Origin of the sequence: Nostoc flagelliforme FACHB-838 (genome assembly GCF_014698065.1) — a bacterium.
GTDB lineage: Bacteria > Cyanobacteriota > Cyanobacteriia > Cyanobacteriales > Nostocaceae > Nostoc > Nostoc flagelliforme_B.
Genome location: NZ_JACJSI010000062.1, coordinates 12,861 through 39,574 on the forward strand (window position 1 = coordinate 12,861; position 26,714 = coordinate 39,574).

Annotated in this window: 18 protein-coding genes; 9 read left to right on the forward strand and 9 right to left on the reverse strand. The window is 41.9% G+C overall.

Translation table 11 applies throughout. The annotated features are described in order from the left end of the window. Positions 1–14: 14 nt before the first annotated feature. Positions 15–2,084: a tetratricopeptide repeat protein gene (locus tag H6G97_RS24200; protein ID WP_190943179.1), complete on the reverse strand. Its 2,070-nt coding sequence runs from the start codon at positions 2,082–2,084 to the stop codon at positions 15–17. Positions 2,085–2,469: 385 nt separating this feature from the next. Between H6G97_RS24200 and H6G97_RS24205 the strand changes: the two genes are divergently transcribed. Further along, positions 2,470–2,730 (forward strand): hypothetical protein, encoded by a 261-nt coding sequence (locus H6G97_RS24205; RefSeq protein ID WP_190943180.1) that lies wholly within the window; start codon positions 2,470–2,472, stop codon positions 2,728–2,730. 342 nt (positions 2,731–3,072) lie between these two features. Further along, a complete protein-coding gene (locus tag H6G97_RS24210; RefSeq protein ID WP_190943181.1) occupies positions 3,073–3,732 on the forward strand; it encodes a class I SAM-dependent methyltransferase in 660 nt (219 codons plus the stop codon). Positions 3,733–4,092: 360 nt separating this feature from the next. Here the strand turns inward: H6G97_RS24210 and H6G97_RS24215 are convergent, their stop codons facing one another. The 3 genes from H6G97_RS24215 to H6G97_RS24225 form a co-directional block, all read right to left on the reverse strand. Next, positions 4,093–5,049 carry an aldo/keto reductase gene (locus H6G97_RS24215; protein ID WP_190943182.1) on the reverse strand — a complete coding sequence of 319 codons (957 nt, stop codon included), beginning with the start codon at positions 5,047–5,049 and terminating at the stop codon, positions 4,093–4,095. Positions 5,050–5,330: 281 nt separating this feature from the next. Then, on the reverse strand, positions 5,331–6,380 hold the full coding sequence (locus H6G97_RS24220; protein ID WP_190943183.1) for a cyanophycinase: 1,050 nt from the start codon (positions 6,378–6,380) through the stop codon (positions 5,331–5,333). A gap of 387 nt (positions 6,381–6,767) precedes the next feature. Further along, a complete protein-coding gene (locus H6G97_RS24225; RefSeq protein WP_190943184.1) occupies positions 6,768–7,955 on the reverse strand; it encodes a glycosyltransferase family 4 protein in 1,188 nt (395 codons plus the stop codon). 414 nt (positions 7,956–8,369) lie between these two features. On the opposite strand from H6G97_RS24225, the gene H6G97_RS24230 reads away from it, so the two are divergent. Further along, positions 8,370–10,709 (forward strand): cation:proton antiporter domain-containing protein, encoded by a 2,340-nt coding sequence (locus H6G97_RS24230; RefSeq protein ID WP_190943185.1) that lies wholly within the window; start codon positions 8,370–8,372, stop codon positions 10,707–10,709. A 37-nt stretch (positions 10,710–10,746) separates the two neighbouring features. Here H6G97_RS24230 and H6G97_RS24235 read toward each other — a convergent pair whose 3' ends face one another. After that, a complete protein-coding gene (locus H6G97_RS24235; protein ID WP_190943186.1) occupies positions 10,747–10,965 on the reverse strand; it encodes an Hfq-related RNA-binding protein in 219 nt (72 codons plus the stop codon). A 69-nt stretch (positions 10,966–11,034) separates the two neighbouring features. Between H6G97_RS24235 and dapF the strand changes: the two genes are divergently transcribed. Beyond that, entirely contained in the window at positions 11,035–11,874 is an 840-nt protein-coding gene (dapF, locus tag H6G97_RS24240; RefSeq protein ID WP_190943187.1) for a diaminopimelate epimerase, read from the forward strand. Positions 11,875–11,959: 85 nt separating this feature from the next. Here the strand turns inward: dapF and H6G97_RS24245 are convergent, their stop codons facing one another. The 3 genes from H6G97_RS24245 to ada are packed head-to-tail and all read right to left on the reverse strand — an operon-like array spanning position 11,960 to position 14,719. Further along, a complete protein-coding gene (locus H6G97_RS24245; protein WP_190943188.1) occupies positions 11,960–12,958 on the reverse strand; it encodes a DMT family transporter in 999 nt (332 codons plus the stop codon). 53 nt (positions 12,959–13,011) lie between these two features. After that, positions 13,012–13,650, reverse strand: coding sequence for a DNA-3-methyladenine glycosylase family protein (locus H6G97_RS24250; RefSeq protein WP_190943189.1), 639 nt, complete (start codon positions 13,648–13,650; stop codon positions 13,012–13,014). After that, complete coding sequence (ada, locus tag H6G97_RS24255) at positions 13,634–14,719, reverse strand: bifunctional DNA-binding transcriptional regulator/O6-methylguanine-DNA methyltransferase Ada (RefSeq protein WP_190943190.1); 1,086 nt, start codon at positions 14,717–14,719, stop codon at positions 13,634–13,636. Before ada ends, H6G97_RS24250 begins: the two co-directional genes overlap by 17 nt. A gap of 1,032 nt (positions 14,720–15,751) precedes the next feature. Here ada and H6G97_RS24260 point away from each other — a divergent pair. The 3 genes from H6G97_RS24260 to H6G97_RS24270 all read left to right on the forward strand — a co-directional run bounded on the left by H6G97_RS24260 (position 15,752) and on the right by H6G97_RS24270 (position 22,409). After that, positions 15,752–18,370 carry a sensor histidine kinase gene (locus H6G97_RS24260; RefSeq protein WP_190943191.1) on the forward strand — a complete coding sequence of 873 codons (2,619 nt, stop codon included), beginning with the start codon at positions 15,752–15,754 and terminating at the stop codon, positions 18,368–18,370. A 64-nt stretch (positions 18,371–18,434) separates the two neighbouring features. Continuing rightward, a complete protein-coding gene (locus H6G97_RS24265; RefSeq protein WP_190943192.1) occupies positions 18,435–20,198 on the forward strand; it encodes a PAS domain-containing sensor histidine kinase in 1,764 nt (587 codons plus the stop codon). 327 nt (positions 20,199–20,525) lie between these two features. Beyond that, complete coding sequence (locus H6G97_RS24270; RefSeq protein WP_190943193.1) at positions 20,526–22,409, forward strand: ABC transporter ATP-binding protein; 1,884 nt, start codon at positions 20,526–20,528, stop codon at positions 22,407–22,409. 150 nt (positions 22,410–22,559) lie between these two features. Here the strand turns inward: H6G97_RS24270 and H6G97_RS24275 are convergent, their stop codons facing one another. Then, the gene (locus H6G97_RS24275) at positions 22,560–24,251 is read right to left on the reverse strand and encodes an NAD-binding protein (RefSeq protein ID WP_190943194.1); all 1,692 of its coding nucleotides are present in this window, start codon (positions 24,249–24,251) and stop codon (positions 22,560–22,562) included. A gap of 214 nt (positions 24,252–24,465) precedes the next feature. Between H6G97_RS24275 and H6G97_RS24280 the strand changes: the two genes are divergently transcribed. Further along, positions 24,466–25,566, forward strand: a complete 1,101-nt coding sequence (locus H6G97_RS24280; RefSeq protein ID WP_190943195.1) for a D-alanine--D-alanine ligase family protein — start codon at positions 24,466–24,468, stop codon at positions 25,564–25,566. Between the two features lie 201 nt (positions 25,567–25,767). After that, positions 25,768–26,418 carry a hypothetical protein gene (locus H6G97_RS24285; RefSeq protein WP_242055181.1) on the forward strand — a complete coding sequence of 217 codons (651 nt, stop codon included), beginning with the start codon at positions 25,768–25,770 and terminating at the stop codon, positions 26,416–26,418. Positions 26,419–26,714 lie beyond the last annotated feature (296 nt).

The window sequence follows — 26,714 nt, forward strand, 5'->3', positions numbered from 1 at the left end:
CAATAATTAGATTTTTACTCTGCAACTAATTGCTTAAAGCGCTCATCGTCGGCAATCTCATCAAAATCTAGGTCACTTGCTGCATCTTCTTTATACCTAGGATTAAGCTCAATTGCTTGTTGCAAAGTTAACAAACATCGGTCAACTTGTCTTTGCAGTGCGTAACAGGCTGCTTTGTTGTAATAGGCACTAGCATAATCTGGCTTGATTTCTAAAGCTTTGTTAAAACTAGCGATCGCTTCATCATCGCGTCCCAATCTTACTAAAGTGTAACCGCGTTTATCCCAGATTTTAGGAGAATTGGGTTGGAATTCTAAAGCTTTATCTAGAGACACTATTGCTTCTTCGTATTGGTCTAATGCTACTAGGGAAAGACCGCGATTCAACCAAGCAATGGCATCATCAGGCTTGATTTGTGTAGCTTTATCAAATGAGGCAAAGGCTTGCTGATGTTGTTGTAAGTTACCAAAAGCAACGCCGCGATCGCACCAAGCTTGATGATAATCTGGTTGAATCTGAATAGCTCTATCATAAGATGTGATCGCATCCTTGTAAAGTTTCAACCTCCCCAGAGTTAGACCTCGTTTTAACCAAGCCACAGGTTGATCAGGTTGAATTTTAACCGCTTGATTGTAAGCTGCGATCGCATCTTCATAACGCCTTTGCGAAAACAGCCCATCCCCCTGTTGTACATATTCATCAACAGTAAATTCTGGTTGTTCTGGTTGTTTTTGTATTTCTTCCTCAACTTCAGAATTCACCATCTCTAAGATAGATTCAGGTGTAATTTCAGTTAGTTCTTGAAGGATGAGATCCTTTCTTTCTTGGGCATCCAATTGTAACTCAGAGAGTTGAGAGACCAACTCAGTTTCTAATCTTTCCAACTTCTCTAAAATCAGAATTTTTTGTTGTTGAACATTCCATTGTAATTCTGAAAATTGCGAAGTAAACTCAGAACCAGATTTTTCTAAATTTCCAATGATTAACTCTTTGCACTTTTGAACATCTACTTGTAGTTCAGATAGTTGAGTAGTAAACTCTGACTGCAATGCTGCTAAATTGTCAACAATTTTATTTTTTTCTTCCTGAGCATCTACCTGTAATTCAGATAGTTGAAATTTCAATTCTTTATCGAATATTGCCAAATTTTCAAGTGTAATATCTTTCTGCTTTTGAGCATCTAACTGTAATCCAGATAGTTTTTCAGCAAAGTCTAACTGCAATTTTTTTAAGCTTTCAAAAGCTATATCCTTTTGCTTTTCAGCATCAGACTGCCATTTAGAAACTTGAGAGGTGAACTCAGACCTTGATACTTCTAAATCATAAACTGCTAGTTCTTGCTGTTGTTGCACACCTAACTTTAACTTAGACAAATCCTCTGCTATGATAGATGCTAAGTTTCCTAGATTATTCAATGCTATATCTCTTTGTTGTTGAGCATCAAACTCTAACTTAGATAGCCCAGAAGCAAATTTTAACTCTAATTTTTCTACATTTTCTTGAGATGCTTTTAGTTGAGTTTCTAATCTAGTTAACACCTGTGCTTTAGCTAAATCTAGCTCAGATGTCAAGATAGATACATTTTCTTGTTCATTTTTAATTTTTTGTTGTAAAGCAGTCGTTTCCTGTTCTAATTCATAATTGATTTTTTTAGCTTCTTGAATAACATTTTCAGCGTCTTGTTTAACAGTGGTTAGCTGATTTTGCAATTCCTCCATGCCTCGTATTTGTTGCATTGCTCTATCAACAATTTCCCGGATTACCACTCGTCGCAGCAGCCATAATAAACCAATGATTGCTACTGGAAATAGACTTAATATAACTAGCCAAACATCGAGTAAAATAGTTGTACGGCTAAAAGCGCTCTTAAAATCAGATTGAATTTGCTGTTGAACTCGCTTTTCTGCTCTTAGTCGCGCTAATTCTTCCCGTTCCTGAGTCGATAACACCGGAGTAGGAGTTAGTGCCGGGGAAGGTGATGGTGTAGATTGTCCACTGGCAATTCCAGCGGATAGCAGTAAGGGTAAAAACACAATAGTACTTTTTACAATTAAAGCGAAAACAGCTTGATTTTTGCTCTTCATAACAACCATCTCGGTCTGTTGGTCAGTTTTTGAAGCGGCGTGCTTCTCTCCAATCTATAACAGAATTAAGTAGTTAAATGTTGTCGAGGCATAGAGAAATGCTGAATAATCCTTAACAAATCCGTTCTCTCGTCCCCTGCTGTACCTACAACTTTAATGGGGGAATACAGTCATTTTTTTGACATGATGGTTTGTAGTAAGAACTTTAGTGCTTACTATGAACTTGCTTACCTATGATTTTAAACTTGACAGACTAGTAGAGCGTTGAATATGGAAGTTCTACCTGTGCGCGAAGTGTCAGGTGTCAGTACTACGCACTAATATTAGATTATCTAGGTCAAGCAGATTACTTGTTCTAAAATTCACGTAACAAAGGCGGTAAAAAATGGGTCGCATAAATCCTTATACATTGCAATTGCAGATTACCCGAATGTTTGAGCAAGGGCAATCATTTTTTGCCACAACTAAGGTGCAGGAATGGTTGAAAGAACGCAAACACAATCCAGAAGATTATGACATTATTTTCAATAAAAAACCCGCGCCTCCTGGTTCCAAAGAAGTGATGGTAGTGGAGATTGAATTACGCCGCAAGGATGGACAACCTGTAGATCCTTGGTTGCAGGAACAAGCGAATCTCCATGCCTAATTTTAGCAACTAGCAATTTTCCTTTTAAATTCATATTATCTTAACAGAGTTTACCAAAATCTAGCGTTCCCTATTGGGGAACGCTCTTTGTTATCTTTAATCCAAATCATCTCAAGATTTGTCGGCTAAGGGGAAAAGGGGAATAAGAAAGGGCAAAGAAAAAACCTTTAACCTTTTTCCAAAACCAAATTCAAGTTTAAAATCCAAAAACCGAGCATTATTAAAAATCATCCTATCGGGTGAGTCTAATGGATGAGGTCTAAGAAACATGAAGTATCGTATCTTAAGCCTATAAATGGTTGCTTGTGACACAAATTTATAGCCTCAAAAATTAGGAAATGGATGATGACTGTAAACCAAATTATTGGAGATTCACCAAATCAGATTAATGCAAAGTTTGGTAAGCGTTTTTTCGCCTGGATGATGGCTCAAAGTAGCGGCACGTATGATAAAATTGTCAGCGACCGCAAACGTTCTCTTTTTGCGAATCTTCAAGGTAAAGTGTTAGAAATTGGCCCAGGAACTGGCCCTAACCTGCCTTATTACCCTAAAGATATTCACTGGATAGGAATTGAGCCGAACCCACACATGCATTCCTATCTCAAAAAACAAGCACGAAAACTGGGTTTAAACATCGACCTCCGCATTGGAAATGCTGAATGGTTAGATGCTGAAGATAACAGCATAGATACAGTTATTAGTACTTTAGTTTTGTGCTCAGTGCCGAATATAGATTATACATTACAGGCAATTTTAAGAGTACTTAAACCAGGTGGACGCTTCTTATTTATTGAACACGTTGCTGCACCGGAAGGAAGTTTATTGCGAAGGCTACAAAACACAATTAGTCCGGTTTGGAAAGCGATAGGTGATGGTTGTCATCCAGATAGAGAAACTTGGATAGCTTTAGAAAAGGCTGGTTTTAGCAGTGTCAATTATGAGCGGTTTGATGCACAATTGCCGATTGTTAGTCCTCACATTATTGGTATAGCGACAAAGTGAATTGAAGAATAATTCAGGAGTCAGAATGGACTACGCCCCGCTGCGCTAACAGAAGAAAAACACGCTTTAGACTTGCTTTTGAGACTCAGCTTGTCTACTTCATCTTCCTCGAAATATGCTATAAATTGTCTGCTTCCTTGGTTGCCATCCCACGCTTTTAAGAGGATGTTTGAAAAGTCCTCTTGTCGGTATCAAAAATTTTAGATCCCCCTAAATCCCCCTTCAAAAGGGGGACTTTGATTCCGGTTTTCCCCTTAAAAAGGGGGGTTAGGGGGGATCTAAAGTGTCTAAAGTCACAGCGAAGCACTTTTCAAACAACCTCTAAGCGTGGGTTTTTCCAGTCTCCTAAAATCAGATATTTTATGGATTCTCGCGTAGGAAAGTGGCAATCTCATCTAGTTCCTGCTGATTAAGACGAAATTCTCCAGCACCGATAATTCCTTCTACCTGCTTTGGATTGCGCGCGCCAACGATCGCAGCAGTCACTGCTGGATTATTTAAAGTCCAAGCGATCGCTACCTCACCCGGTGAGCGATCGTGTTGTTGACCAATGTGCTGCAACACCTCGACCAGCTTCAGGTTACGAGATAGACGTGGCTCCTGAAACTCATTACTCTTCCTACGCCAATCATCATCTGGTAAATTGGCAATCCGCTCAGGTGTCATCTTTCCTGTGAGCAACCCAGATTGCATTGGTGAATATACAATTACACCTATGTTATTTTCCTTACAAAAAGGTAGTATTTCTTTATCTACATCGCGCTTCACCAGTGAATAAGGTGGTTGCAATGAGGTAACTGGTGCAATCTCTTGGACACGTTTTAACTGTTCTACATTAAAGTTAGAAACCCCAATATAGCGAACCTTCCCTTCATCCTTAAGCTTAGAAAGAGTTGTCCAACCTTCTTCAATGTCTGAATCGGGGTTGGGCCAGTGAATTTGATAGAGGTCAATGGTTTCAATGTCAAGTCGGCGCAAACTCGCTTCAACTTCTCGCCGCACAGAATCCGTCTTGAGGCTGCGACCGATTTCGCCCTTCTCATCCCAAATCATCGAGCATTTAGTGAAGATGTAGGGGCGACTAGATCGACCTTTGAGTGCCTGAGCCACAACCTCCTCGGAATGCCCCAGACCGTAAATAGCTGCGGTGTCAATCCAATTAACACCCAGATCCAGAGCGCGATTGATCGCTGCGATCGATTCCTGGTCATCCTGGGTTCCCCAAGCAAAAGCCCACCCACCTCCACCAATCGCCCAAGCACCAAAGCCAATTGGGGTAATGTGAAGTTCCGAATTACCAAGTTGTTTGGTTTGCATATCTACTTGCTTCAAGAATCTTTGAGCCAATTGCTACTTTAAGCTGCAAATATTTTCTCAACAGCTATCTGAAGTATGAATTAATACTGTTGAAAACACAACACTCAAGTACTAAGATTAAATTTTGTGTTAATATCCACTGCTCATACATTAGACTTGCTCAAAAATAAGCTAGAAAACATCTAATTTGCATAATCGAATAAATATAACTTTGGGCATGGGGCATGGAGGATGGGGCATTAGTTATTCCACTCTTGCTCCCCCTGCTCCCCACTCCCCACTCAATACGGATTTGAATCAATCCGTCCCCTTTTAACGCTCCTGAGATAGTACCCAGAGGTTGGTCGGTTTTTAAGATTAAAGGTGTCGCCACTGCGAACTTTCCAAATTTTGTAATTGGAAAAGGTCAAAGGCGTTCGGGGTTCGCATACTTCCGGCAGATGATTGCCAAGTACAAAGTACGCCGCACCTCTACCCATAACTTTCACCAAACCGTTTTTATCCACAAGAACTGATGTACTTTCACTAACCGCTATGCCTAAAACACTGCTAGATACACCATCCTTAATTTGACGGGCAATGAAAGTCATAATTCTACCCATTCTTTCCCGCCTATCGAAGTGTGTATCTACGATAGTTCCTTTCAAATTACTCCAATTGAAAAAGTTGTAAGTAAAAGTAATGTCTCGGTAAGGATCTTCAAGTGCATCTCTAGTTTCAATGCCCTTTTCGGAAGAAGCGCAAGCATCATAGACACAATCACTTTGGATCATTGCACCCGCACTGGTGCCACCAATACCACCTCCCTTAAGGTAAACTGACTTGACGGCAGCCTCAAGCTTAGTATCTTTCCAGCTGCGGATGTATTGACATTGGTCGCCGCCAGCAAAGAAAACTACATCAGCATTTCTGACTTTTTCAAAAATCTCGGCTTTGTTTGCCTCTTCTCTATTGCGAACCAAAAGAGTTTCCACTGAGTTTACGCCCTTCATGGCATAAATTAGCCGATTGTAATCGTGAGTACCACTAGTGCGAAGAACTACAACATTAACTCTACTATCGGAGTTACTACTTCCTCGAACTTGATTAATCATCCACTGAATAGCATCATCGACATCGGGGCCACCTCCACCCAAACTCAGGACTGGCCCCCTTAAGGAAGAACGGACATCAAGGGAGGAGGAGGGGCGGATATCAACATCAACAGTGTCACCCAGGAAGTAGCGTTTCCAGTTTTCGATAAAACGGGTTATTAGAGAGGTTCCCATCTTCAACAACTTGATTCCTGTATTTTTCAAGCGCCTTGCTATGCTTGGGAATGCCTTTGTCATACTAAGCTTTTGGACAAACTGCAATTATTGCTAGGCTATGACGCATCTTAATTGCTTATTTATTCGTGAAATTTGTGCTTTGTCATTAGTCATCCTTTGTAAATAATCAATAACAAATGACAGTATCAACGAAAAATATGCAATTTAAACGCGCATTAGCTTAACTGTCGCACTAGAGAGGGTAAAATTTCCAGCGTACAGGTCTTGTACTGTTTTTTAACGCAAAATAACGCAGAGTAATCATTAATTCTTTATGCTACTGTGCGAAAATCTTCACATTCGCTGTGTCCTTTATAGCGCTTCTCTTTTAGATACAATGCACACGGATAGATGGTAAAAGCATTTTTCAAGTACATCCTCATAAATTAACCCAGTTTTGCTAGCCTACTACCAAGCAACTTGCGATCGCTCTTGTACAACTCGCTGATAAACTTGATCGGTTTGCTTGGCTAATTTTGGCCAGCTAAAGCGCCGCTGTAAATCTTCATAAGCATTATCCACCAGCCATTGCCGATATCCGGGATTTTTCAATACTTCTAAAATTCCCCAAGCTAAAGAATCGGGATTGTTTACCCAAGTCACAATGCCTGTTTTGGTATGTTGCACCACTTCTGGAAAACCACCAGTATCAGAAACTACTACCGGAACACGAGAAGCAAAGCTTTCTAAAGCCACAATTCCAAAGGGTTCGTAAAGACTAGGAAAAACAGCACAGTCAGCGACAGTTTGGAATCTATCTAAGTATTGATCGGAGAGAAAACCTGTAAAATAGCAATGATGCCAAATTCTCAAATCCCAGGCTTGGCGCTTGAGATGGTCAGTATTGCCGCCACCAACAATTACAAATTTAACGTTACCTCCCATTTGCGAAAGGATCTTAGGTGCGGCATTGAGCAATACAGGTACACCTTTTTCGTAAGTCATGCGACCAAGGTAATAAACGATTTGCTCATTGTCTGTGGCGAATTGGCGGCGAAAATTCAGAGCATGAAAATCTACGTGATGCTGTTTCTTTTCGGCGCGGATACCGTTATAAATGACATCGATTTTATCCCAAGGACTATGTAGCGCTCGTTCTACTTCTTGGCGCATATAGTCGCTACAAACAATAATCCGCCAAGCATTGTAAGCCAGTAAAATTTCTTTACCATTTATATAGCCTTGGATCTCTGTGTGAATACCGTTGTAGCGTCCGTATTCGGTAGCGTGGATTGTGGCGATTAGTGGTATTTTAAAATTATGCTTGAGAGCGATCGCAGCATCTCCCACTAACCAATCATGGGCATGAATTAAATCAAAGGGCCCTTCTTCCAAAATCAACTTTCCGCCGTGATCTCCCATACTCAAGTTGAGATTTACTACCCAGTGGAAAAAGTCGTTGCTATGTGGAACTGGCACTCGATGCACCTTTACTCCCTCAACCACCTCGTACATTGATGCCTGACCAAACTCTGCTGTAATCAGGTGAATTTCATATCCTAGTTTTACCAGTTCTGGGTACAACTCCGCGACATGCCGCGCAATTCCCCCAACAATCCTTGGTGGAAACTCCCAACTCAATACCAGTATCTTCATCTACTAGACTCCCCGATACTTTACAAATATCTAAAAAACTACATTTACCTAAAAATACAAGTCTGGCGAATGCAGTGAGTACTTTTACTAAAATTTTTAGATTTTTTAACAGTTATTTTTTTTAAGCTTATCAACTCTGGGCTATGAGTGGGAAGTAAGGTATAATTCGTGATTTGTTTTTTGGCTTTTTTCGCCACCCGTTTTAGTTTGGTGATTTGCCTAACATCTTTTAAGAAACATAATTTTTGGGCTAGGTAGCGATCGCATGATTGATTGATTATTACCCCACATCCTTCTTGCTCCCTGCCCAATGCCCAATATGCAAATTCTCTCGCTCTTTCACCAAACAAGCTGTTTGAAATCATAAAACTTTGTATCCTAAATTAATAGGTCTTAATAGTTCTTTTAAAACTGGTGCAAGAAGATTTTAGGCTAATTGTTGATTTGGTTTTAGTTCTAGGCGTTGCCGCCTGTGGTGGGCTGTTGGCAGCGCTTTTGCGACAACCCGTGTTGCTTGGATATCTCATTGGCGGGATGATCATTGGCCCAGCCGGACTGGGATTAATTAAAGAACTTATTCAAGTAGAGACTCTGGCACAGTTCGGAGTCGCCTTTTTGTTATTCGCCTTGGGTGTGGAATTTTCCTTAGCGGAACTCAAAAAGGTAAAAGCGATCGCTCTTGGCGGCGGTGGACTCCAAATTGCTCTAACGATTTTGGTGACAGTTGTGGTGTGCGGGTTAAGCGGAGCCTGGGGAGCTTTACCTGCAAAGGGGGTGTTTTTAGGGTGTATTCTGTCCTTGTCTTCCACGGCGGTTGTCCTCAAGTGCTTGATGGAACGCAACGAAACTGAAACGCCCCACGGACAAGTAATGTTGGGAATTTTGGTGGTACAGGACTTGGCATTAGGACTAATGTTAGCAGTCTTACCAGCCCTCAACCAACCAGCAGAAACTATTGGTATTGCCGTGCTGACAGCGCTGCTGTGGATTGCTTTATTCGCTGCTGGAGCGGTAGGTGCAGGGATTTGGCTGATACCGCCTTTGTTGCGACTGTTAGCCCGTACCGAAAGCCGAGAACTATTTTTATTAGGAGTTGTAGCCCTGTGTTTGGGAATTGCCCTGTTAACAGAGTATTTGGGACTATCGATTGAAATGGGGGCATTTGTCGCCGGTTTGATGATTTCTGAGGTGGAGTATGCCGATCAAACCTTGACTTATGTTGAACCACTGCGAGATATCTTTGCCAGTTTATTTTTTGCCGCCATTGGGATGTTAATTGACCCAGTGTTTTTATGGAACAACCTGGAATTGATTTTAGGTTTGGTGGCAATAGTTTTCGTAGGTAAGTTTTTAATTATCACGCCCCTAGTAAAACTATTCCGCTACCCTTTGAAAACAGCCATAATTGCCGGTTTGGGACTGGCGCAAATTGGGGAATTTTCCTTTGTTCTCGCTAGCAAAGGGCAGTCTTTGGGGCTGGTGTCTCGACAAATATACTTATTAATTTTAGGAACCACCGCAGTCACTCTCATGCTTACTCCATTTGTATTGCGGTTAGTGCCATTTTTATTTAACTTTGCCGAATCAATGCCCTGGTTGAAACCGTATTTAGCAGAAGATGAGGCGCGGGATGTGTCGGAAGATTTGCCCTTCAAAGACCATCTGGTAGTCTGCGGTTATGGGCGAGTCGGCAAAAACTTGGTGAAGTTATTGCTGCAACACGACATACCTGTGGTGGTAATCGACCAATCAGAGAGTCGAATTCAGCAGTTGCGTGAGGCTGGGATATCTTATGTCTATGGCAATTGCGTAAGTTTACACGTTTTGGAAACTGCTGGGGTGAATCATGCCAAAGGAATGGCGATCGCACTTCCAGATCCTATGAGTACCCGTCTTTGCTTGAAACGCGCTTTGGAATTGCGCCCAGAATTAGATTTGGTTGTTCGTGCTACCCAGGATAAAAATATTGAGGTGCTGTATCAATTGGGAGCGAAAGAAGTTGTGCAACCAGAGTTTGAAGCTAGCTTAGAAATGGCAACTCATTTATTAACTAGCTTAGGCTTGTTGTCGTCAACTGTCGTCCAACGGGGAATGCAACAAATCCGCAACGATCATTATTTAGATTTTCGGCCAGAGCGTTCTGCGACTGAAGTTGCTCGTGATTTGCGCCAAGCAACTCGCGATCTAAATCAACGCTGGTATCCTTTACCAGCTGATTCGCCTTTAATTGGCATGAGCATAGAAGAAGCAGATATGCGCTATTTAACAGGAGCGAGTTTAATGGCAATTCGCCGCGCTAACGGCGATGAAATCGATTATCCCAACAATCAAACCAAATTGGCAGAAGGCGATCGCTTGCTGGTAGTGGGAGCAGATGAAGAACTGGCGGCTTTAGCAGAATTCGCTAAGGGACAAGCTGCTGTTCCCGGAGAAAATAGTGCTTGCCAGTGGGTTACAGTGAATGCAGATACGCCAACGCTTGGTAAAACCCTTGCAGATTTAGATATCGCCAAGCAATATGGAGTACAGGTACAAGCAATCCGGCGCGATGGCAAGTTTATCCGCTATCCTGATGGCGGTATGGACTTGCGAGTTGGCGACCAAGTATTATTATGTGGTGGCTTGACAGGTCTGAGTCAACTACAACAGTTATTTGCGATCGCCACTTCAGTACCCATTTCTATACCAGTGGTGAAAGCTGGGGAGGCAGAAGCGTTCAAAGAGTTCCTGCCGATGGATAATGTTCTTGATTAGTTATGAGTCATGAGTTATGAGTTTTAATTCTTCACTCCTAACTTGTTTTCGGCTTGATGTATGCGATCGCTTGTTTCCAAACGGTGGTTTGCTGACTGTTTTCATCAGCAATACAAATACACTGTGGATCTTGCCATACAACCTTTCCTGTCAGCACATCCTGAGTCAGCAGCTTTAACTCTACTGGCGTTGTATGTTTAATCAGGTTTTGGACTTGTCTAATACTGGGTAAAGTGGTGTCAAATTCGGTAAGCATTTTTAGTAAAGATGAACCTACAAGGCAAAATAAAGAGTAACTAATCCTTGATAATTCATCCTTGAAGAAATGGCAATCGAATTTACTAAGTATCATGGTCTAGGTAACGACTTTATTCTGATTGACAATCGCTCGTCATCTGAGCCTGTAGTGACTCCAGAGCAAGCCATTAAGTTGTGCGATCGCCATTTTGGTATCGGTGCTGATGGTGTAATTTTTGCTTTACCTGGAGAAAATGGCACGGATTACACCATGCGGATTTTTAATTCCGATGGTTCAGAACCAGAAATGTGTGGCAACGGCATTCGTTGTTTAGCTGGCTTTTTGGCTGATTTAGAAGGTGAATCCCGAAATAAAGACTCATATCGCATTCATACTTTGGGTGGTATAATGACTCCCCAACTCATATCTAATGGTCTAGTTAAAGTAGACATGGGTTTACCCAGGTTACTCGCTGGCGAAATTCCCACCACTCTTACACCCAATGAAGAAAAAGTCATTTCCCAGCCGTTAGAGGTGGCGGGGAAAACTTGGGATGTGACCTGTGTAAATATGGGAAATCCCCACTGCATTACCTTTGTGGAAGATGTCGCAGCAATTGAGTTAGAAACCATCGGCCCGAAATTTGAGCATCACTCAGTTTTTCCCCAACGCATAAATACCGAATTTATGCAAGTGGTGCGTCGTGACTATTTGAAAATGCGGGTGTGGGAACGGGGTGCTGGAATTACATTAGCTTGTGGTACTGGTGCTTGTGCTTCCTTGGTAGCTGGAGTGTTAACCGGGAAATGCGATCGCACCGCGACTATAGAATTACCTGGTGGCCCTTTGCAAATTGAATGGTCAGAAATCGACCAACGAGTTTATATGACAGGCCCGGCCCAAAAGGTATTCACTGGTAAACTGTAACCAATAAGTACATCCGCAGGGGCACGGCATGCCGTGCCCCTACACCTTGCGATATAATTTTGTACTGCATCTGAATGGGAACTTTTTAAGATCCATTTTCTGCTGGAGATTGGATATGGGCATTAACTTTAGATTGTATAGATTCTTTGTTAGAAGTTGCAAGATATATACCCACTAAAATTAGAGCCAATCCTAACAAGTTAAAAATACTTAAGTTTTCCGAGAATAGTATCCAAGCAAGAATTGCAACAATCACTGGATTGAGTAGTAAGAGTAAAGAGATGAATCCTGATGAAAAGTTTTTGAGGCTGTATATAATTAGCCCATGACCCAAAGCTTCGCAAATAGAAGCTAGCGCAAATACTACTAACCACCCTGACAAAGTAACTGGAAAAACTTGTTTTTCAAAGATTAGTACTACTGGTATCATCAATGTAGTTGCAATCACACAACGCCACAGAAGTATCGTGAGAACTGAAAACTTATTGCGGATCTGCTCGATAAGTAAAAAGTTCGCTGCATAAAAAACCGATGATATGAGGGCAACAGCATCACCTGTAATATTGTTATTGGAGCGCAATAAATCTTCAAATCCAACTGCGATCGCACCGATTATGGCTAAGATTAGACCGATAATAAATTTACGCCCAAAAATTTGATTAAAAAATAGCCATCCTCCTAAAGTAGTAAATAGCGGATTGAGACTACCCAAAGCATTAGCATTCGCAGCACCAGTCTGAGTTAGCGACCAAGTCCAAGATAATCGGCCTAATACATGAACTAGACCCACTGCTATTAAGAAACCTATTTCTTTGATTGGATAAGACTGCTGTGGTAATACAGGTTTATCTTCTGTAATTTGAATATGTGCTTGCTTAATTCCACTCCATAAACCAAAGATAATAGTCGCTATCCATAAGCGATTAAAGAATGTAGCAACAGCGCTCATTTCTCTAAGAGAAATTTTAATAAATATTGCTGTTGAAGATAAAGCGAATAATGCAATTATTACTATGATTATCGGCAGAATCGTTGAAGCGTTATCAGGCTTTTCTTGTGTTAGATTTAATTGATTTTCTGCCATTTAGTTTATATTTATTATACGAACCGCCAAGTGCGTCAAGGGAGAAAGAGCAATTATTTGGGATTACTTAGGTAATAGTGCCATAGAAGTCTTGCCGCAACTGCTCGCCACGGTCGCCAGTGCTGTGTCATTGCTTCTAGTTGCACTGGTGTTGGACGCGTCGCTAAATTTTTGAGTTTTTGTAGAGCGATCGCGATCGCTAAATCGCCTTTAGGAAAGACATCAGGACGTTGCAGCGCCATGAGCAAATAAATATCAACTGTCCAGTCTCCGATACCTTTGAGACGCTTTAACTCAGTTCTGATAGTAGTTTCATCCATTCCTTCCAGCTTGTTTAGGTCAAGCTGACCAGTTGCCATTGCATTCGCCAACCCACGACAGTATAAAATCTTTTGCCGACTGAATCCAATCGCTCTTAATTGAACATCATCTAATATCAGAAAATTTTCTGGCGTTAAAGTTACAACAACCGCACATAGTCGCGTAAATACAGCCCTTGCAGCCGCTACGGAAACTTGCTGTTCCAGAATTATACACAACAGCGTTGCAAAACCCGGTTCTCTTTTCCACATTGGTGGAGACCCCAGTGTTTCTAAAATCCAAGCCAAATCGCTATCGAGATTGGCAAGCACCATTAAACCACGGGTAAGACTTTCTTCAGTCAACGATTCTAGTTCAGGTGTTTGAGTCATCTTTGAGAAATTTCGATTCTTGTGTAAGCAGTTTTTGTTTACGCTCAATTCCCCAGTGATAACCACCAAGACTGCCATCACTCCGCAGCACCCGATGACACGGTACAATCAGCGCGATCGGATTAGCTCCACAAGCATTACCTACAGCGCGGACTGCGTGGGGTTTGGCAATATTACGAGCAATATCAGTGTAAGTGCGGGTTTCGCCATAGGGAATTTTTTGTAATGCTTCCCACACCTGTTTTTGAAATGCTGTGCCACGGATATCAAGTGGCAAATTGAGATGTGCTTCGCCTCCCGCAATAAAGTCAAGGATTGCTTGTATCCATTCCTTGTGTGTATGGTCATCACGTATGATGTGCGCTTGGTGAAATTCCTGGTTCAAAATGTGTTCAAGCTTGTCTGCTTCATTACCTAGTTTAACGGCACAGATACCCTTCTCTGTTGTTGCCACAAGCAAATATCCTAGTGGACATGGAGCGATCGCATAGACAATCTTAATTGTCTTTCCAGCTTGTCGGTAAGTTTTTGGTGTCATTCCCAGTTGTTTAGGTGCTTTCTCATACAGTTGGCTACTTGAACCATATCCTGTGTCGTAAACTGCATGAGCAATTTCTTCTCCTGACTGAAGACGCTGCTTCAATCGTTGGCTACGTAGCGCATCTGCATATTGAAAGGGGGATACGCCAATTATTTGCTTAAATATTCTTTGCAGGTAACTGGGACTCATTTCAACTTCAGAACATAATTCTGAGAGGGTTGGGATGTGATCGCCTTGTGCTTCAATATATCGACATACTGCTAAAACTTTGGATTTAGCTGTATTTGGAACTGTTTCAAATTGTGGTTGACAGCGCTTACAAGCTCGAAAACCTGCAATTTCAGCCTCTTGTACCGACTGGAAGAAACAAACTTGATTGCGATTTGGTCTGCGACTAGGGCAAATAGGTCGGCAATAAACGCCTGTAGAGCGAACACCGTAGAAAAACTTGCCGTCAATTGCGGGATCTCGATTTAGAACTGCTTGCCAAAGAGTTTCTTCTAAAACTGATATCTGTTGTAATTGCATTTGTATCTCCTTGGATGTATTACAAAGTATCCCTACTTTGGAATGTCTATTATTAGTTTCTGTCTTTAGGTAAAACTAGATTAAATGTATCGATAAACTACTTTCTATCTGATTGTTGCGATCAAAGTTGATTATCTCAGTTTTTTAATGTACAAACTCGCTGAATGGGTGTTCACTTCTCATGAAACCGGGAACCTTAAATTAGGTCAATACAACGGAGTTTTTATGAGTGGTGGTATTTACTTGATTTAGGATAATTCTCAATTAGTTGAAATGAAGGAATAACCCTAGGAATCAGAGAATGGGCTACAAAAGCTACTAGCTGATACAAGGGAAAAAATCGCACTTTTTTCCAAGTTTGGAGTAATGCCACTGTAGAAATTCGCGCCTACGAGTCACCATTCAACTTAGAAGAAAAAAAAGCAGAACTTCTGACTCGATTTAAGTCTGTCATAGGAACATCAATTTCTATTAATCCTTATTGCTGGTATATTCCATTTTCTGTTTTGAATGATGAAATAGTTCTTAAAGAGTTTTTGGAAGTACTTGTCTGGGCTATTTAGGAAATTAAATTATCATAATCTATCTTGGAATTTGTGAGAATTGCAAACCGCAAATACCCGACTTCGTAAAATTTTAGGACTTATGCACTGTACAAATGTGTCGTGATGTGAATTACCTAAAATAGGAAGTTTTCAGGCTTTTCTTAATTATCCTGCGATCATAAATAGACCATGCTGTAGGGGCAGAGCATTGCTGTGTCCTTACTCAAGGGTAGGAGGTAAACTGACGGTGGTAGTATTCATGTTATCAGTTTGAGTGGAAGCAGTATATCTATTTTAGTAGTCTGTCAAGTCAGCTATAGCTAGGTAAATAAATTTGTTGTAAAAATAAAGCTCTTACATTGATTTCCTCTTTGACAACTGGTTCACCCGATTGGGTGAATGCGATCGCAGCATCCACAACTACTCTGAAAGTAGAGCTGCTTTTTCTGCTGTTAGTGATCGTGCCGACAGCCGAAAATCCCTGATAATGGCTATGATTGCCTTGAATATTATGCCAATTGCTTATATATCAAAGGGTCGAAGAGTGGATGAAATTGTAAAATCAGTACATAAACCAGATTTTCCACCAGGGAATATCACTCTGTTGGAAACAATTGCTGCCAATTTATCGGGGATGATTTTCCAAATTCTGCAACGGCGGGATGGTTCTGTGCTTATCCCTTATATTAGTTCTGGTTGTAAATATTTGTATGAATTAGAACCAGAGGCTATACAGGCAGACTTTCAGGTACTACGCAAACTGATTCATCCAGATGATATAAAAGCTTTTGCAGAATCTATTGCTGTTTCTAGCACCAATCTTACACCTTGGCATTGGGAAGGTCGGATCATTACGCCAAGTGGCAAACTTAAGTGGATTCAAGGTACTTCGCAACCCGAATTACGAGAAGCAGGCGATTTGCTTTGGAATGGCTTAGTCATGGATATTACAGACCGAAAACAAGCCCAAGAAAAGTTGCAAGAGAGTGAGGCGCGGTATAAAGCCATTTTGGATGCTATCCCCGATTTGATGTTTCGCATCAGTCGTGATGGCGAGTATCTAGATTTGAAAAGTGAGGGAGCAAATGTCACCCTTTTAAGAGAAGAAATAGTTGGGAAACATGTGCGTGAGTTATTGCCTAGTGACGTTGCAGCAATTAGCCTGGAAACGATGGCTAAAACTTTAGATTCTGGAACTTTGCAAACTTGTGAATATCAACTAACAACATCTTTGGGACTTAGAGATTATGAAGCACGGTTGGTAGTGAGTGGTCAAGATGAGGTATTAGCAATTGTCCGAGATATTACAGAACGCAAACAAGCAGAGGTCGCCTTACAAAATCTGGCCCAGAAATTTGCTAAAGCTTTTAGTTGTAGCCCCGATTCAATTACTATTAGTACGCTACAAGAAGGACGCTTTATCGAAGTTAACGACAGTTTTGTGAAACTCTCTGGTTATGAGCGAGATGAGGCGATTGGTAAAACTTCTTTTGAGTTAAATCTTTGGGTACACGATCGCGATCGCCAAAACTTAGTGCAGGAGTTGCAAACCACGGGAGTCGCTCGTAACTTGGAAGTTGAGTTTCGGCAAAAGTCTGGCAAGATAATTACAGCACTGCTTTCAGCCGAAGTCATTGATTTGGATGGTATACCTTCCATTTTAGCAGTGCATCACGACATTACAGAACGCAAACAGGTAGAAGCACAATTCCGCATTTGTGCCCAACGCGATCGCTTGTTGGCAGAAACCTTAGTGCGGATTCGCTCTTCGCTTAACTTAGAGCAAATTCTCCAAACCACCGTGACGGAAGTCAGGCACTTTTTGCAAGCAGATCGAGTTTTCATTGGTTTAAATAATGCCAATTTAGGAGTCAGAACTCTTGCCGAATCAGTAGATCCCAAATACCCATCAGTCTCAGGTTGGTCTACTAATGATGAAGATTATCTCCAAGAATTGCGAAATTTACTAAAAGATAATCTTGTGCGTGTCGTTGAAGACATAACGCAAATAACAGTATCTGCGAAAGTCAAAGCACACTGTGAAAAATTCCAAACGAAGGCTACCTTAGCTGTACCAATTATGCTAGGTGACGAATTATTTGGGGCGTTAATTGCCAATCAATGCTCAGGTTCGCGTCAATGGCAGCCAATAGAAATTGATTTGTTACAGCAGATGTCAGAACAAGTAGCGATCGCTATTCAGCAAAGCCAAATATGCCAAAAACTAGCAGAACTCAACGCTAATTTAGAACACCAAGTACAAGAACGAACAGCGCAGTTGCAGCAAAAAATGCAAGAAGTTGAAAAATTGCATCGCGTCAAAGATGTAGTTTTGCATACAGTTACTCACGATTTACGAACTTCGGTGATGGGTAACTTGATGGTGTTAAAGAATTTGTTAAATCAGGGAGTGGCGAATGGGGTAGAAGCAAGGGAGCAGGGAGCAGGGAGTAGAGGTGAAAGAAGTAATTTTCCATCCTCTTCCTTGTCCTCTGCCTCCTCCCAATCCCCAATCCCAGTATCTGGCTCAATTATCGAGCGGATGATTCAAGGCAACGATCGCCAACTAACGATGATTAACTCATTGCTAGAAATTAATTCCTGTGAACAACAGGGTATTAATATCAAACCCGAACTTGTGCAATTTAGCGCCCTACTAAGAGAAATATTTGCCCATTTAGAACCTATACTCACACAAAATCAAGCGACTCTGAAGAATCTGGTTCCCGCAGATTTACCGTTAGTGATGGCGGATGGAACTTGGTTGCAGAAAGTTTTGACAAATCTAATTGCACATAGTTTACAAAATAATCCACCAGGGTTAAATTTTACCCTAAGTGCTACCGTTGAGGCGGGAATGATTCGCACTCAGATTCAAGATGACGGTGTGGCAATGAGTAAAGTAGAGTGCGATCGCATTTTCGATCTCCATGTCCGCGATCCCCAAGACTGCTGCTCCACAAGCATTGGCTTAAAAATGTATCTTTGTCGGAAAGTTATTAAGGCACATGGCGGCGAAATCGGTGTGATCAGTAACCGCAAGCGTGGGTTAACTTTTTGGTTTACACTACCTCTCTTCACTTCATCCGTAAAAAATCGCCCATAACTGACCAAAAAATGAGAGGGTGTTATTGATAGGAATGTTGAGTTAGGGAAATACCCTCGACGGTATGGGCAAAGTTGCTCGGATGCTAATGGCTACTCCATTTACAACAGTGCAAAGCTGGTGGAGAAGAACCTTTTCTGCACCAACAGCAGACGAAATCGCTACTCTTTACAAAGATTGGCGTAACCGTTTTTTATGGCAGAGATTGCGTTTATGGTTATGGCTGGCGCTGATCTGTCTGTTGTCTTTTACTTTACGAGACATTTACGGCTTATTTTTCCCTTTTCATGAGGTGCAGAAGCTGCCAGAAGTAATTAGAACTCAACGCCTTGTAATTAATATTGCAATGCTTTTGAGTGTAATGATTTGGTTTGCCTTACATAAAACTAAATTAGGCCGTCATCGTCCAGATTTATTATTTTTAGGGTCTTCTTGGTCAATTAGTTTAGGATCGCAGTTGTTTGCAACTCTTACAGGTTTTGCACTACCCGATACCATCGGTTGGTCGCTGCTGTTCTTGAGCCAAGCTGTTTTGATGCCCGTCTGCTGGATTCTTCACTTGCTGACTCAAGTGAGTGTACTGATTTACTATTTTGGTGTGAATACGGCACTTGGACTAAAAACACCAATCCCCGATCACCCAGAAATATATAATATAACGTTCATTTTATACATTTTTTGGTTTTGTACTATATGTGATATCGGTGTTTATCTATACGATCGCCTGCAACGTTCTGAGTTTTACGCCCGTCAAGAGGTGGAATCTGCGTATCAAAAGCTCAAGGTTGCCGAAGCGAAATATCGCAGCATTTTTGAAAACGCCGTTGAAGGAATTTTTCAAAGCAGTCCCGATGGACGTTACATTACAGCAAATCCGGCATTAGCACGTATTTATGGTTACTCCTTGGTAGAGGAGGTGACAGCAAATTTCACTGACATTGAGCAATTGTACGTTGATCCGAACCGCCGCGCAGAATTCGTGCGTCTGATGGAAAAGTATGGCAGTATTTCGGAGTTTGAGTCTCAAATTTATCGCCGAGACGGAAGTATTGTCTGGATTTCGGAAAAAGCTTATACAGTACGCGATGAACAAGGAAAACTGCTTTATTACGAAGGTCTAATTGAAGACATTACCCAGCGCAAGCAAACTGAAGAAGAATTACGAGTATTTTTCCATGCAGTTTCCCACGACTTACGCAACCCAGTATTGGGTAGTTTAATGGTGTTGAAGAATTTGCTTGCTCGTTCAGAGGAAAATATTGCGGTTTCCCGCTCAATTTTAGAGCGGATGATTCAAAGTAGCGATCGCCAACTTAATTTAATTAATTCGTTGATGGAAGCTCATATCAGCGAAGTACAAGGTATTGGTTTACAACTTAAGCCAGTACAATTACTGACAGTTGTCCAAGCGGCGATCGCTGATTTAGAACCATTGTTAGCACAAAATCAGGCCAAGCTGACAAATCTGGTATCCGCAGATTTACCATTGGTGGATGCTGATCCTACCCAACTATGGCGAGTTTTTTCTAACTTAATTGTTAATGCTTTGAAACATAATCCCCCTGGATTGCTGTTGATAATCAACGCTATCTGTAAGGATGACAACATTTATTGTACTGTTAGTGATAACGGCGTGGGAATTACTCCAGAACAAAGCGCTCGGCTTTTTGACCTTTACTTTCAAGGTGCAAGTATTCGCAATTCTGTAAGTTTGGGATTGGGGTTGTACGTATGTAAGCAAATCATCAATGCTCACGGTGGTGAAATTGGTGTGAATAGTTCATTGGATGCAGGGGCAACCTTCTGGTTTACGTTACCCATTAAATAATTAGGCGTTGCAGAACAGTGGGATGAATTGAGGCAAGCAGGGGAGGCAGGGGAGGCAGAGGAAGCAGGGGGAGAATTTTAGAAGTTGCCAAATCATCCCGCAAATATGCAACGCCAATAATTAAATTCTCACGAACTCAGACCTTTTGAAAAGCAGTTATACATCAGAAATGCGTGTATATTGTGGAAGTAGGTGATGTCAATATGTGGTTCAGGTCTAAGCACTGAAAAACTGCCGAGGAGTGTAAAAACCAAATTTACCTACATATACATCAAAACTATTGTTAAAATCCAAATAATTTTCAGTCAAGATTCACACCCAACTCCTATGAGAGAAACTGTCCTAGAGGTTCGCAATTTACAAGTTGAATTTCCCAGTGATGGCAACACTGTCAGAGCTTTGGATAGTATTTCCTTCGATCTGCATCGAGGTGAAACTCTCGGAATAGTAGGAGAATCGGGGAGTGGTAAATCAGTTACAGCCCTAGCAGTGATGGGTTTGTTGCAGACTCCCGGTATAGTTACTGGCGGTGAAATCTGGTTTCGTCCACAGGAGAATGCCAACCCCATCGATTTGGTAAAATTGCCTCCTGAGCAAATGCAGTTACACCGGGGTGGCGACATCGCCATGATTTTTCAAGAACCGATGAGTTCGCTCAATCCAGTTTATGACATTGGGTTTCAGCTAACAGAAGCGATTATGCGGCATCAAAATGTGTCAGCATCCCAAGCACGACAAATTGCGATCGCAGGTCTGCAAGAGGTAAAGCTTCTACCTAACGATGAGGAAATACAGAAGCAGTGTATTGAAACTTGGCATCAAACCAACAGCAATTCAGCGAAACTAGATCCATTAAAGTTACCACGGCTGGTTAAAGAATACAAAGAAGCCATGCTGGAACGCTACCCCCATCAACTTTCTGGGGGTCAGTTGCAGCGGGTGATGATTGCAATGGCAATTTCTTGCAATCCATTAATCTTAATTGCCGATGAACCAACCACAGCCTTGGATGTGACGGTGCAAGCAACTATTTTGGAGTTACTGCGAGAACTACAACAAAGCCGTGACATGGCAATGATTTTCATCACCCACGACTTGGGGCTAATTTCAGAAATTGCTGACCAAGTAGCGGTGATGTACAAAGGCAAAGTTGTCGAATCTGGTACTTCTGAACAAATTTTCAGCACTCCCCAGCATCCATATACCAAAGGATTGATAGCCTGTCGCCCTACACTCAACCGCCGTCTCCAAAAATTACTTACCGTTTCTGACTACATGAGTGTAGAAGAGACAGCAACAGGACAAGTAGTAATTCAGCCTAAAGAACCCGCACATCCCACAGAAGTCACCACGGAAGAGATTGCTGCAAGATTAGCAAACTTCGATGAAAAGGAACCCCTGCTGCAAATCCGCAACCTGAAAGTTGGTTTTCCAGTGCGCGGGGCATTTGGTGGTACAAAACGCTACAATATGGCAGTTAATGGCGTTTCCTTTGATGTTAAACCAGGGGAAACACTAGGTTTAGTGGGAGAATCTGGTTGCGGTAAAACCACCCTTGGCAGAACTTTGTTGCGATTAATTGAACCGATGAGTGGTCAGATTATCTTTGAGAAACAAGATATTACTAGCCTTAAAGGAGAACCGTTGCAAAAACTGCGGCGGGAAATGCAAATAGTCTTTCAAAATCCTTTCAGTTCCCTCGATCCACGAATGAAGGTTGGGGACGCGGTGATGGAACCATTGTTAATTCATGCCGTGGGTAAGACAAAGCAACAACGACGGCAACGAGTAATTGAACTTTTGGAACGAGTAGGGTTGAGTGCAGATGCGATTAACCGCTATCCCCATCAGTTTTCTGGCGGTCAACGCCAACGGATTTGCATAGCCCGTTCTTTAGCGTTAAATCCTAAGTTTATCATCTGCGATGAATCAGTTTCAGCACTGGATGTTTCCGTACAGGCGCAGGTATTAAATCTTCTCAAAGAATTACAGTCAGATTTTCAGCTAACTTATATTTTTATTTCTCACGACTTAAGTGTAGTCAAATTTATGAGCGATCGCATTTTAGTCATGAATCGCGGTCAAATTGTTGAAGAAGGCACAGCCGAAAGTATTTATCTAGAACCCAAAGAAGAATACACGCAAAAATTAATTGCTGCGATTCCTACTGGTAGCCCTGAACGTGTGCGAAGTCGTCATTTGAAAGCTTGATAGAAACTTTTAGATGACGATTTATAATATCTGTAGGTTGGGTTGAGGAACGAAACCCAACATTTAATTCTTGTTCATATTGGGTTTCACAGGTGTTCAACCCAACCTGCATTGAGAAATTTTATTATAATTAATCACCCAAATTTTGTATTAAACGTGTGATTCGCAAACTTCCTCATGCCGCCACAATTGATATAGTCGCGTTGCTGGCATAGTCATATATAAAACATTGCCAGCACAGAGGTTAGTTTCTAGCAAATCCCAACCATGAAGAGTTTGGTGGTTTGTTTCTACGTACAAAGGTACACAATCAGCAGACATTGCTACATCTTTTACCCACTGACCACAAAAGACGTGTGAAGGTGTAATCACAGTTGCAAAAGCGACCCAAAGACTATCTGCTGTAATGCCATTGCCGAGGATGCGTCCCCCTAGTGCAGCGGCGGCAAAAGCTGGGGCTGCCAGTTCAGCCGGACTCAGCACGGCCTCGAAGCCAAATAGCTGTTGCGCTATGCCAGCAAAATCGGGATCGGCATAATGAACAATCACCGGAATGCTGGGTGTCAAGCCTTTGGCTTTGAGGGCAATTTCCAGATTGGTGGCATCATTGCTAGTAACAGCAAGCACTGCGGCGGCAGAGTCTATATTGCTGGATTTAAGTATTGTGCGAAAGCTTGCATCGCCCTGAATGACGGGAATACCGAGTTCGCGGGCGGTATTGATATATTTATTGTTGGAGTCGGGTTCAACTACTACAACTTCATATCCACTAGCGTGGAGTTGCTGGACAATTCTTACTCCAATACCACTTAAGCCACAAACAATGTAGTGATATCGTTGGGGAATTCGGGCGGCATCCCAAAATTGCTTAAAGCGGCTTCCTAAGACAAAATCGGTGAGCATGGCATACCAAATACCAATCACCACTGCTCCAACCAGCATCATCACAACTGTAAATAACTTAATACTGTTAGGAGCATTTTCTACTACTTTGTCATTACCACCGGCTCCGGTAATCATGCCGACAGAAAAATATAGAGCATCGACAGGAGACAAACTCAACTCAGCCGACATATAAGTGAGTGTAGCGATCGCAATAACCGCCAATAGCACAATAGCACCCACCACTACCGATCGCCCGTGTTGCTGAAACTGCCTAAAATTGGTGAGGGCTTTCAACAGTTTTCTCAGTAATGATCTCCGGTGAGAACGGATGCGAGGTTGAGTGCCAACAATTAAGCGATCGCCTACTTGTATCTCTTGCCCGGATATTACACCTGACACCAAATCCATCTCACCTTCTACTGGCAAGTAATAAATCATCATCCGCGATCGGTCTTCCCACAATTCACTCAGCTTTAAACCCCTCCAGAAGTGGTTTTCATCGATGTATTCTTCGTGAATTGGCCAAGTTTGCTGAAATAATTTGATTTGTCCGATCGCTCGGTTTCCCATTGCTGCAAAAGTGAATACGGGTGCTGCTAATCCGACAACACTCATACTCAAATGGTCTGGCAAACTTTGATCTAGGCGCTCCCCTAAATTTGTATTATAAAAACGGTTGATAATCCGAATCTGGGGATTCAGCACCCGTGCTTGCATCATAATAGACAAATTCAGAGCATCTTTAGATCCAGCGATGACTAAAGTGTGTGCCTGTTGAATTCCTGCTGCTGTTAGGGTAGAAGCTGCTTGTAAATCGCCAACAATCACATCCCCTGCTGTTTCGCCAGGGATAGATTGGTGATGAATGCCAACAACGAAGGCTCCCTGATGTCTCAGCAGACGAAAGGTTTTATATCCGGTACGTCCTAAGCCACAAACAATAATTCTGGGTTTCATGAAACGGCAGCATCTTTTACAGGTAGGGCTGCATTTCTAGTTATTTATCAATATTGTTGCCCATTTTCCTGGAATATAACTGTAGCTGACAACACGATTATTTTAATTGAAGGCAAGGGGCAGGGAGCAGGGGCAAAAAAATAATATAGAAAAATATGGCAACTTTTGTAGGTTGTGATACGCTATCTGCTTGAGAAGTGTCGAGGAACCCAAAATGACTAAACTGCGCGTGGGGTTATTATTTGGCGGTCGTTCGGGAGAACATGAAGTTTCGATCAACTCAGCACGGGCGATCGCTAAAGCCTTGAGTGCAGAGCAAAATGCTAATAAGTACGAAATACTGCCTTTTTACATCCAAAAAGATGGACGCTGGCTAGCCGGAGAAGCACCCGAAAAGGTTTTAGAAACCGGTACTCCGCTTCTAGAATCTGAACAATCAACATCTGTTGGAAATCTCACATCCAACCCTCAAACCCAAACCCTGAGTAAGTGGCAATCTCCCTCTCAAGTTGCCCAAGTAGATGTTTGGTTTCCCATCCTCCATGGCCCCAACGGTGAAGACGGGACAATTCAAGGGTTACTAACTTTGATGCAAGTCCCCTTTATTGGTTCTGGGGTATTAGGTTCGGCACTGGGGATGGATAAAATTGCCATGAAAATGGCCTTTGAGCAAGCAGGACTACCACAGGTAAAATACAAAGCGATAACTAGAGCGCAGGTTTGGTCTAATCCTTGCGTATTTCCGAAACTGTGTGATGACATTGAGGCAGCATTAGGTTATCCTGCTTTTGTCAAGCCAGCTAATTTGGGTTCATCGGTGGGTATTGCTAAAGTGCGATCGCGCCAAGAATTAGAAGCTGCCTTAGATAATGCTGCTAGTTATGACCGCCGACTAGTTGTCGAAGCCGGTGTCGTCGCCAGGGAAGTTGAATGCGCCGTTTTAGGTAATGATCAACCTCAAGCCTCTGTCGTTGGAGAGATTACTTATGATAGCGATTTTTATGATTACGAAACTAAATATACAGAAGGTCGGGCAGATTTACTGATACCTGCACAGCTTCCAGATGCGATCATCCGTAAAATTCAGGACATGGCTTTACAAGCCTTTGCAGTTGTTGATGCTGCGGGGTTAGCAAGAGTAGATTTCTTCTATGTGGAAGCAACACAAGAAGTTTTCATTAATGAAATAAATACCTTGCCAGGCTTTACTGCAACGAGTATGTATCCCCAACTCTGGGCCCATAGTGGAGTCTCTTTTCCAGAATTAGTTGATCGGTTAATTCAACTTGCTCTTGAAAGGCATTCTCCTAATTGAGGGATAAAATAACCGAATTGATTTCAGATTATTACGGCCAAAACTCACAATAAATACATAACTTTGGCAAAAATTGGCCAGATTTAGTAGTTTCTATTTTACAAAAAAGCTACTTGAATCGGAAATTTTGTTACGGATACCTGATGCTTGACTCCTCCAGTACAATTTATTGACTAGAGGGGTACAAATCTGAAAGTAATCATGGAAAAACGTCAGAGTGTACAGCGCGAGCGAACCCAATTCAAAAGGGCTACTCCAGAGCTGACAAACAGGAAATCGAGACTAAAACAAAGCTCGAATGTTCTGATATATCTGGTTACACACCATCCTTGGCTATTGCTAACTGGGTTTTTAGCCATGTTTATGGGAGGTGGTGCCTTTGCCTTGTATAGCTTAGGTAATGCAGGCCCGGTACCACAAGAAGAACCAGAAAAAATCCCAGTTATAGTTGAAGAACCAATCAATCTGCCCTCTGAGAATGGTAATCCTACACCTTTATGGATGATAGCTGCGATCGCCCTCAGTTGTGGTAGTGGTTCTTTGCTGATTTTCCGAATGCTCAACCGGACAAAGCAACCGCAAAAAGTCCAAAAACAGGTTAATCGTTATCAGGCACGCTTGGCACAGAACAATTACCAAAGATTGGAACCACATCTTCCCAAGAAGCAGCCAATCTTTGTGCCACAGCCACAATTGATGCCGGTTATGCAGATGCAAGCTAAAACAAAGCATTTGGTAACGGTTCTACCAGCAGAACACAAGCATCACCTGGATACACATACAGAACCTTTAGCAGACTTGATGGATCTTCGTAAAAATAGTCCATTATCTGCAATTTTACGCCAGTATTAATACTACTGTAAGGTAAAACCCCGTTAAATCAACGCTTTTTGCCAATTAACTTGGTTTAGATTCCCGGCTTCTTAAAGAAGTCGGGAATCTTGTTATGTACGAATGATTTATTGCTATATAGCAATACGCTTGGGTTAAAGATAATAAGTATAGCAAGCGCCAAGGCGGTTAGGACAAACAGTATAATTAGTGAGTAAAGTAAAACTAGATACAGATGAAGCGTTCAGCTCAAGGAAAGCTCATGCCAAAACCTTACAGTTACGACTTACGCCAGAAGGTAATTCAGGCAATAGAGT

Bases quoted from the DNA above. Each gene is read 5' to 3' on its own strand.
- H6G97_RS24225 (WP_190943184.1), bottom strand. From the start codon at position 7,955: ATGAAGATACTGGTATTGAGTTGGGAGTTTCCACCAAGGATTGTTGGG.
- H6G97_RS24245 (WP_190943188.1), bottom strand. From the start codon at position 12,958: ATGGCAGAAAATCAATTAAATCTAACACAAGAAAAGCCTGATAACGCT.
- ada (WP_190943190.1), bottom strand. From the start codon at position 14,719: ATGCAATTACAACAGATATCAGTTTTAGAAGAAACTCTTTGGCAAGCA.
- H6G97_RS24235 (WP_190943186.1), bottom strand. From the start codon at position 10,965: ATGCTTACCGAATTTGACACCACTTTACCCAGTATTAGACAAGTCCAA.
- H6G97_RS24220 (WP_190943183.1), bottom strand. From the start codon at position 6,380: ATGACAAAGGCATTCCCAAGCATAGCAAGGCGCTTGAAAAATACAGGA.
- H6G97_RS24275 (WP_190943194.1), bottom strand. From the start codon at position 24,251: ATGAAACCCAGAATTATTGTTTGTGGCTTAGGACGTACCGGATATAAA.
- dapF (WP_190943187.1), top strand. From the start codon at position 11,035: ATGGCAATCGAATTTACTAAGTATCATGGTCTAGGTAACGACTTTATT.
- H6G97_RS24215 (WP_190943182.1), bottom strand. From the start codon at position 5,049: ATGCAAACCAAACAACTTGGTAATTCGGAACTTCACATTACCCCAATT.
- H6G97_RS24250 (WP_190943189.1), bottom strand. From the start codon at position 13,650: ATGACTCAAACACCTGAACTAGAATCGTTGACTGAAGAAAGTCTTACC.
- H6G97_RS24260 (WP_190943191.1), top strand. From the start codon at position 15,752: ATGGCTATGATTGCCTTGAATATTATGCCAATTGCTTATATATCAAAG.
- H6G97_RS24210 (WP_190943181.1), top strand. From the start codon at position 3,073: ATGATGACTGTAAACCAAATTATTGGAGATTCACCAAATCAGATTAAT.
- H6G97_RS24280 (WP_190943195.1), top strand. From the start codon at position 24,466: ATGACTAAACTGCGCGTGGGGTTATTATTTGGCGGTCGTTCGGGAGAA.
- H6G97_RS24265 (WP_190943192.1), top strand. From the start codon at position 18,435: ATGGGCAAAGTTGCTCGGATGCTAATGGCTACTCCATTTACAACAGTG.
- H6G97_RS24285 (WP_242055181.1), top strand. From the start codon at position 25,768: ATGGAAAAACGTCAGAGTGTACAGCGCGAGCGAACCCAATTCAAAAGG.
- H6G97_RS24200 (WP_190943179.1), bottom strand. From the start codon at position 2,084: ATGAAGAGCAAAAATCAAGCTGTTTTCGCTTTAATTGTAAAAAGTACT.
- H6G97_RS24270 (WP_190943193.1), top strand. From the start codon at position 20,526: ATGAGAGAAACTGTCCTAGAGGTTCGCAATTTACAAGTTGAATTTCCC.
- H6G97_RS24205 (WP_190943180.1), top strand. From the start codon at position 2,470: ATGGGTCGCATAAATCCTTATACATTGCAATTGCAGATTACCCGAATG.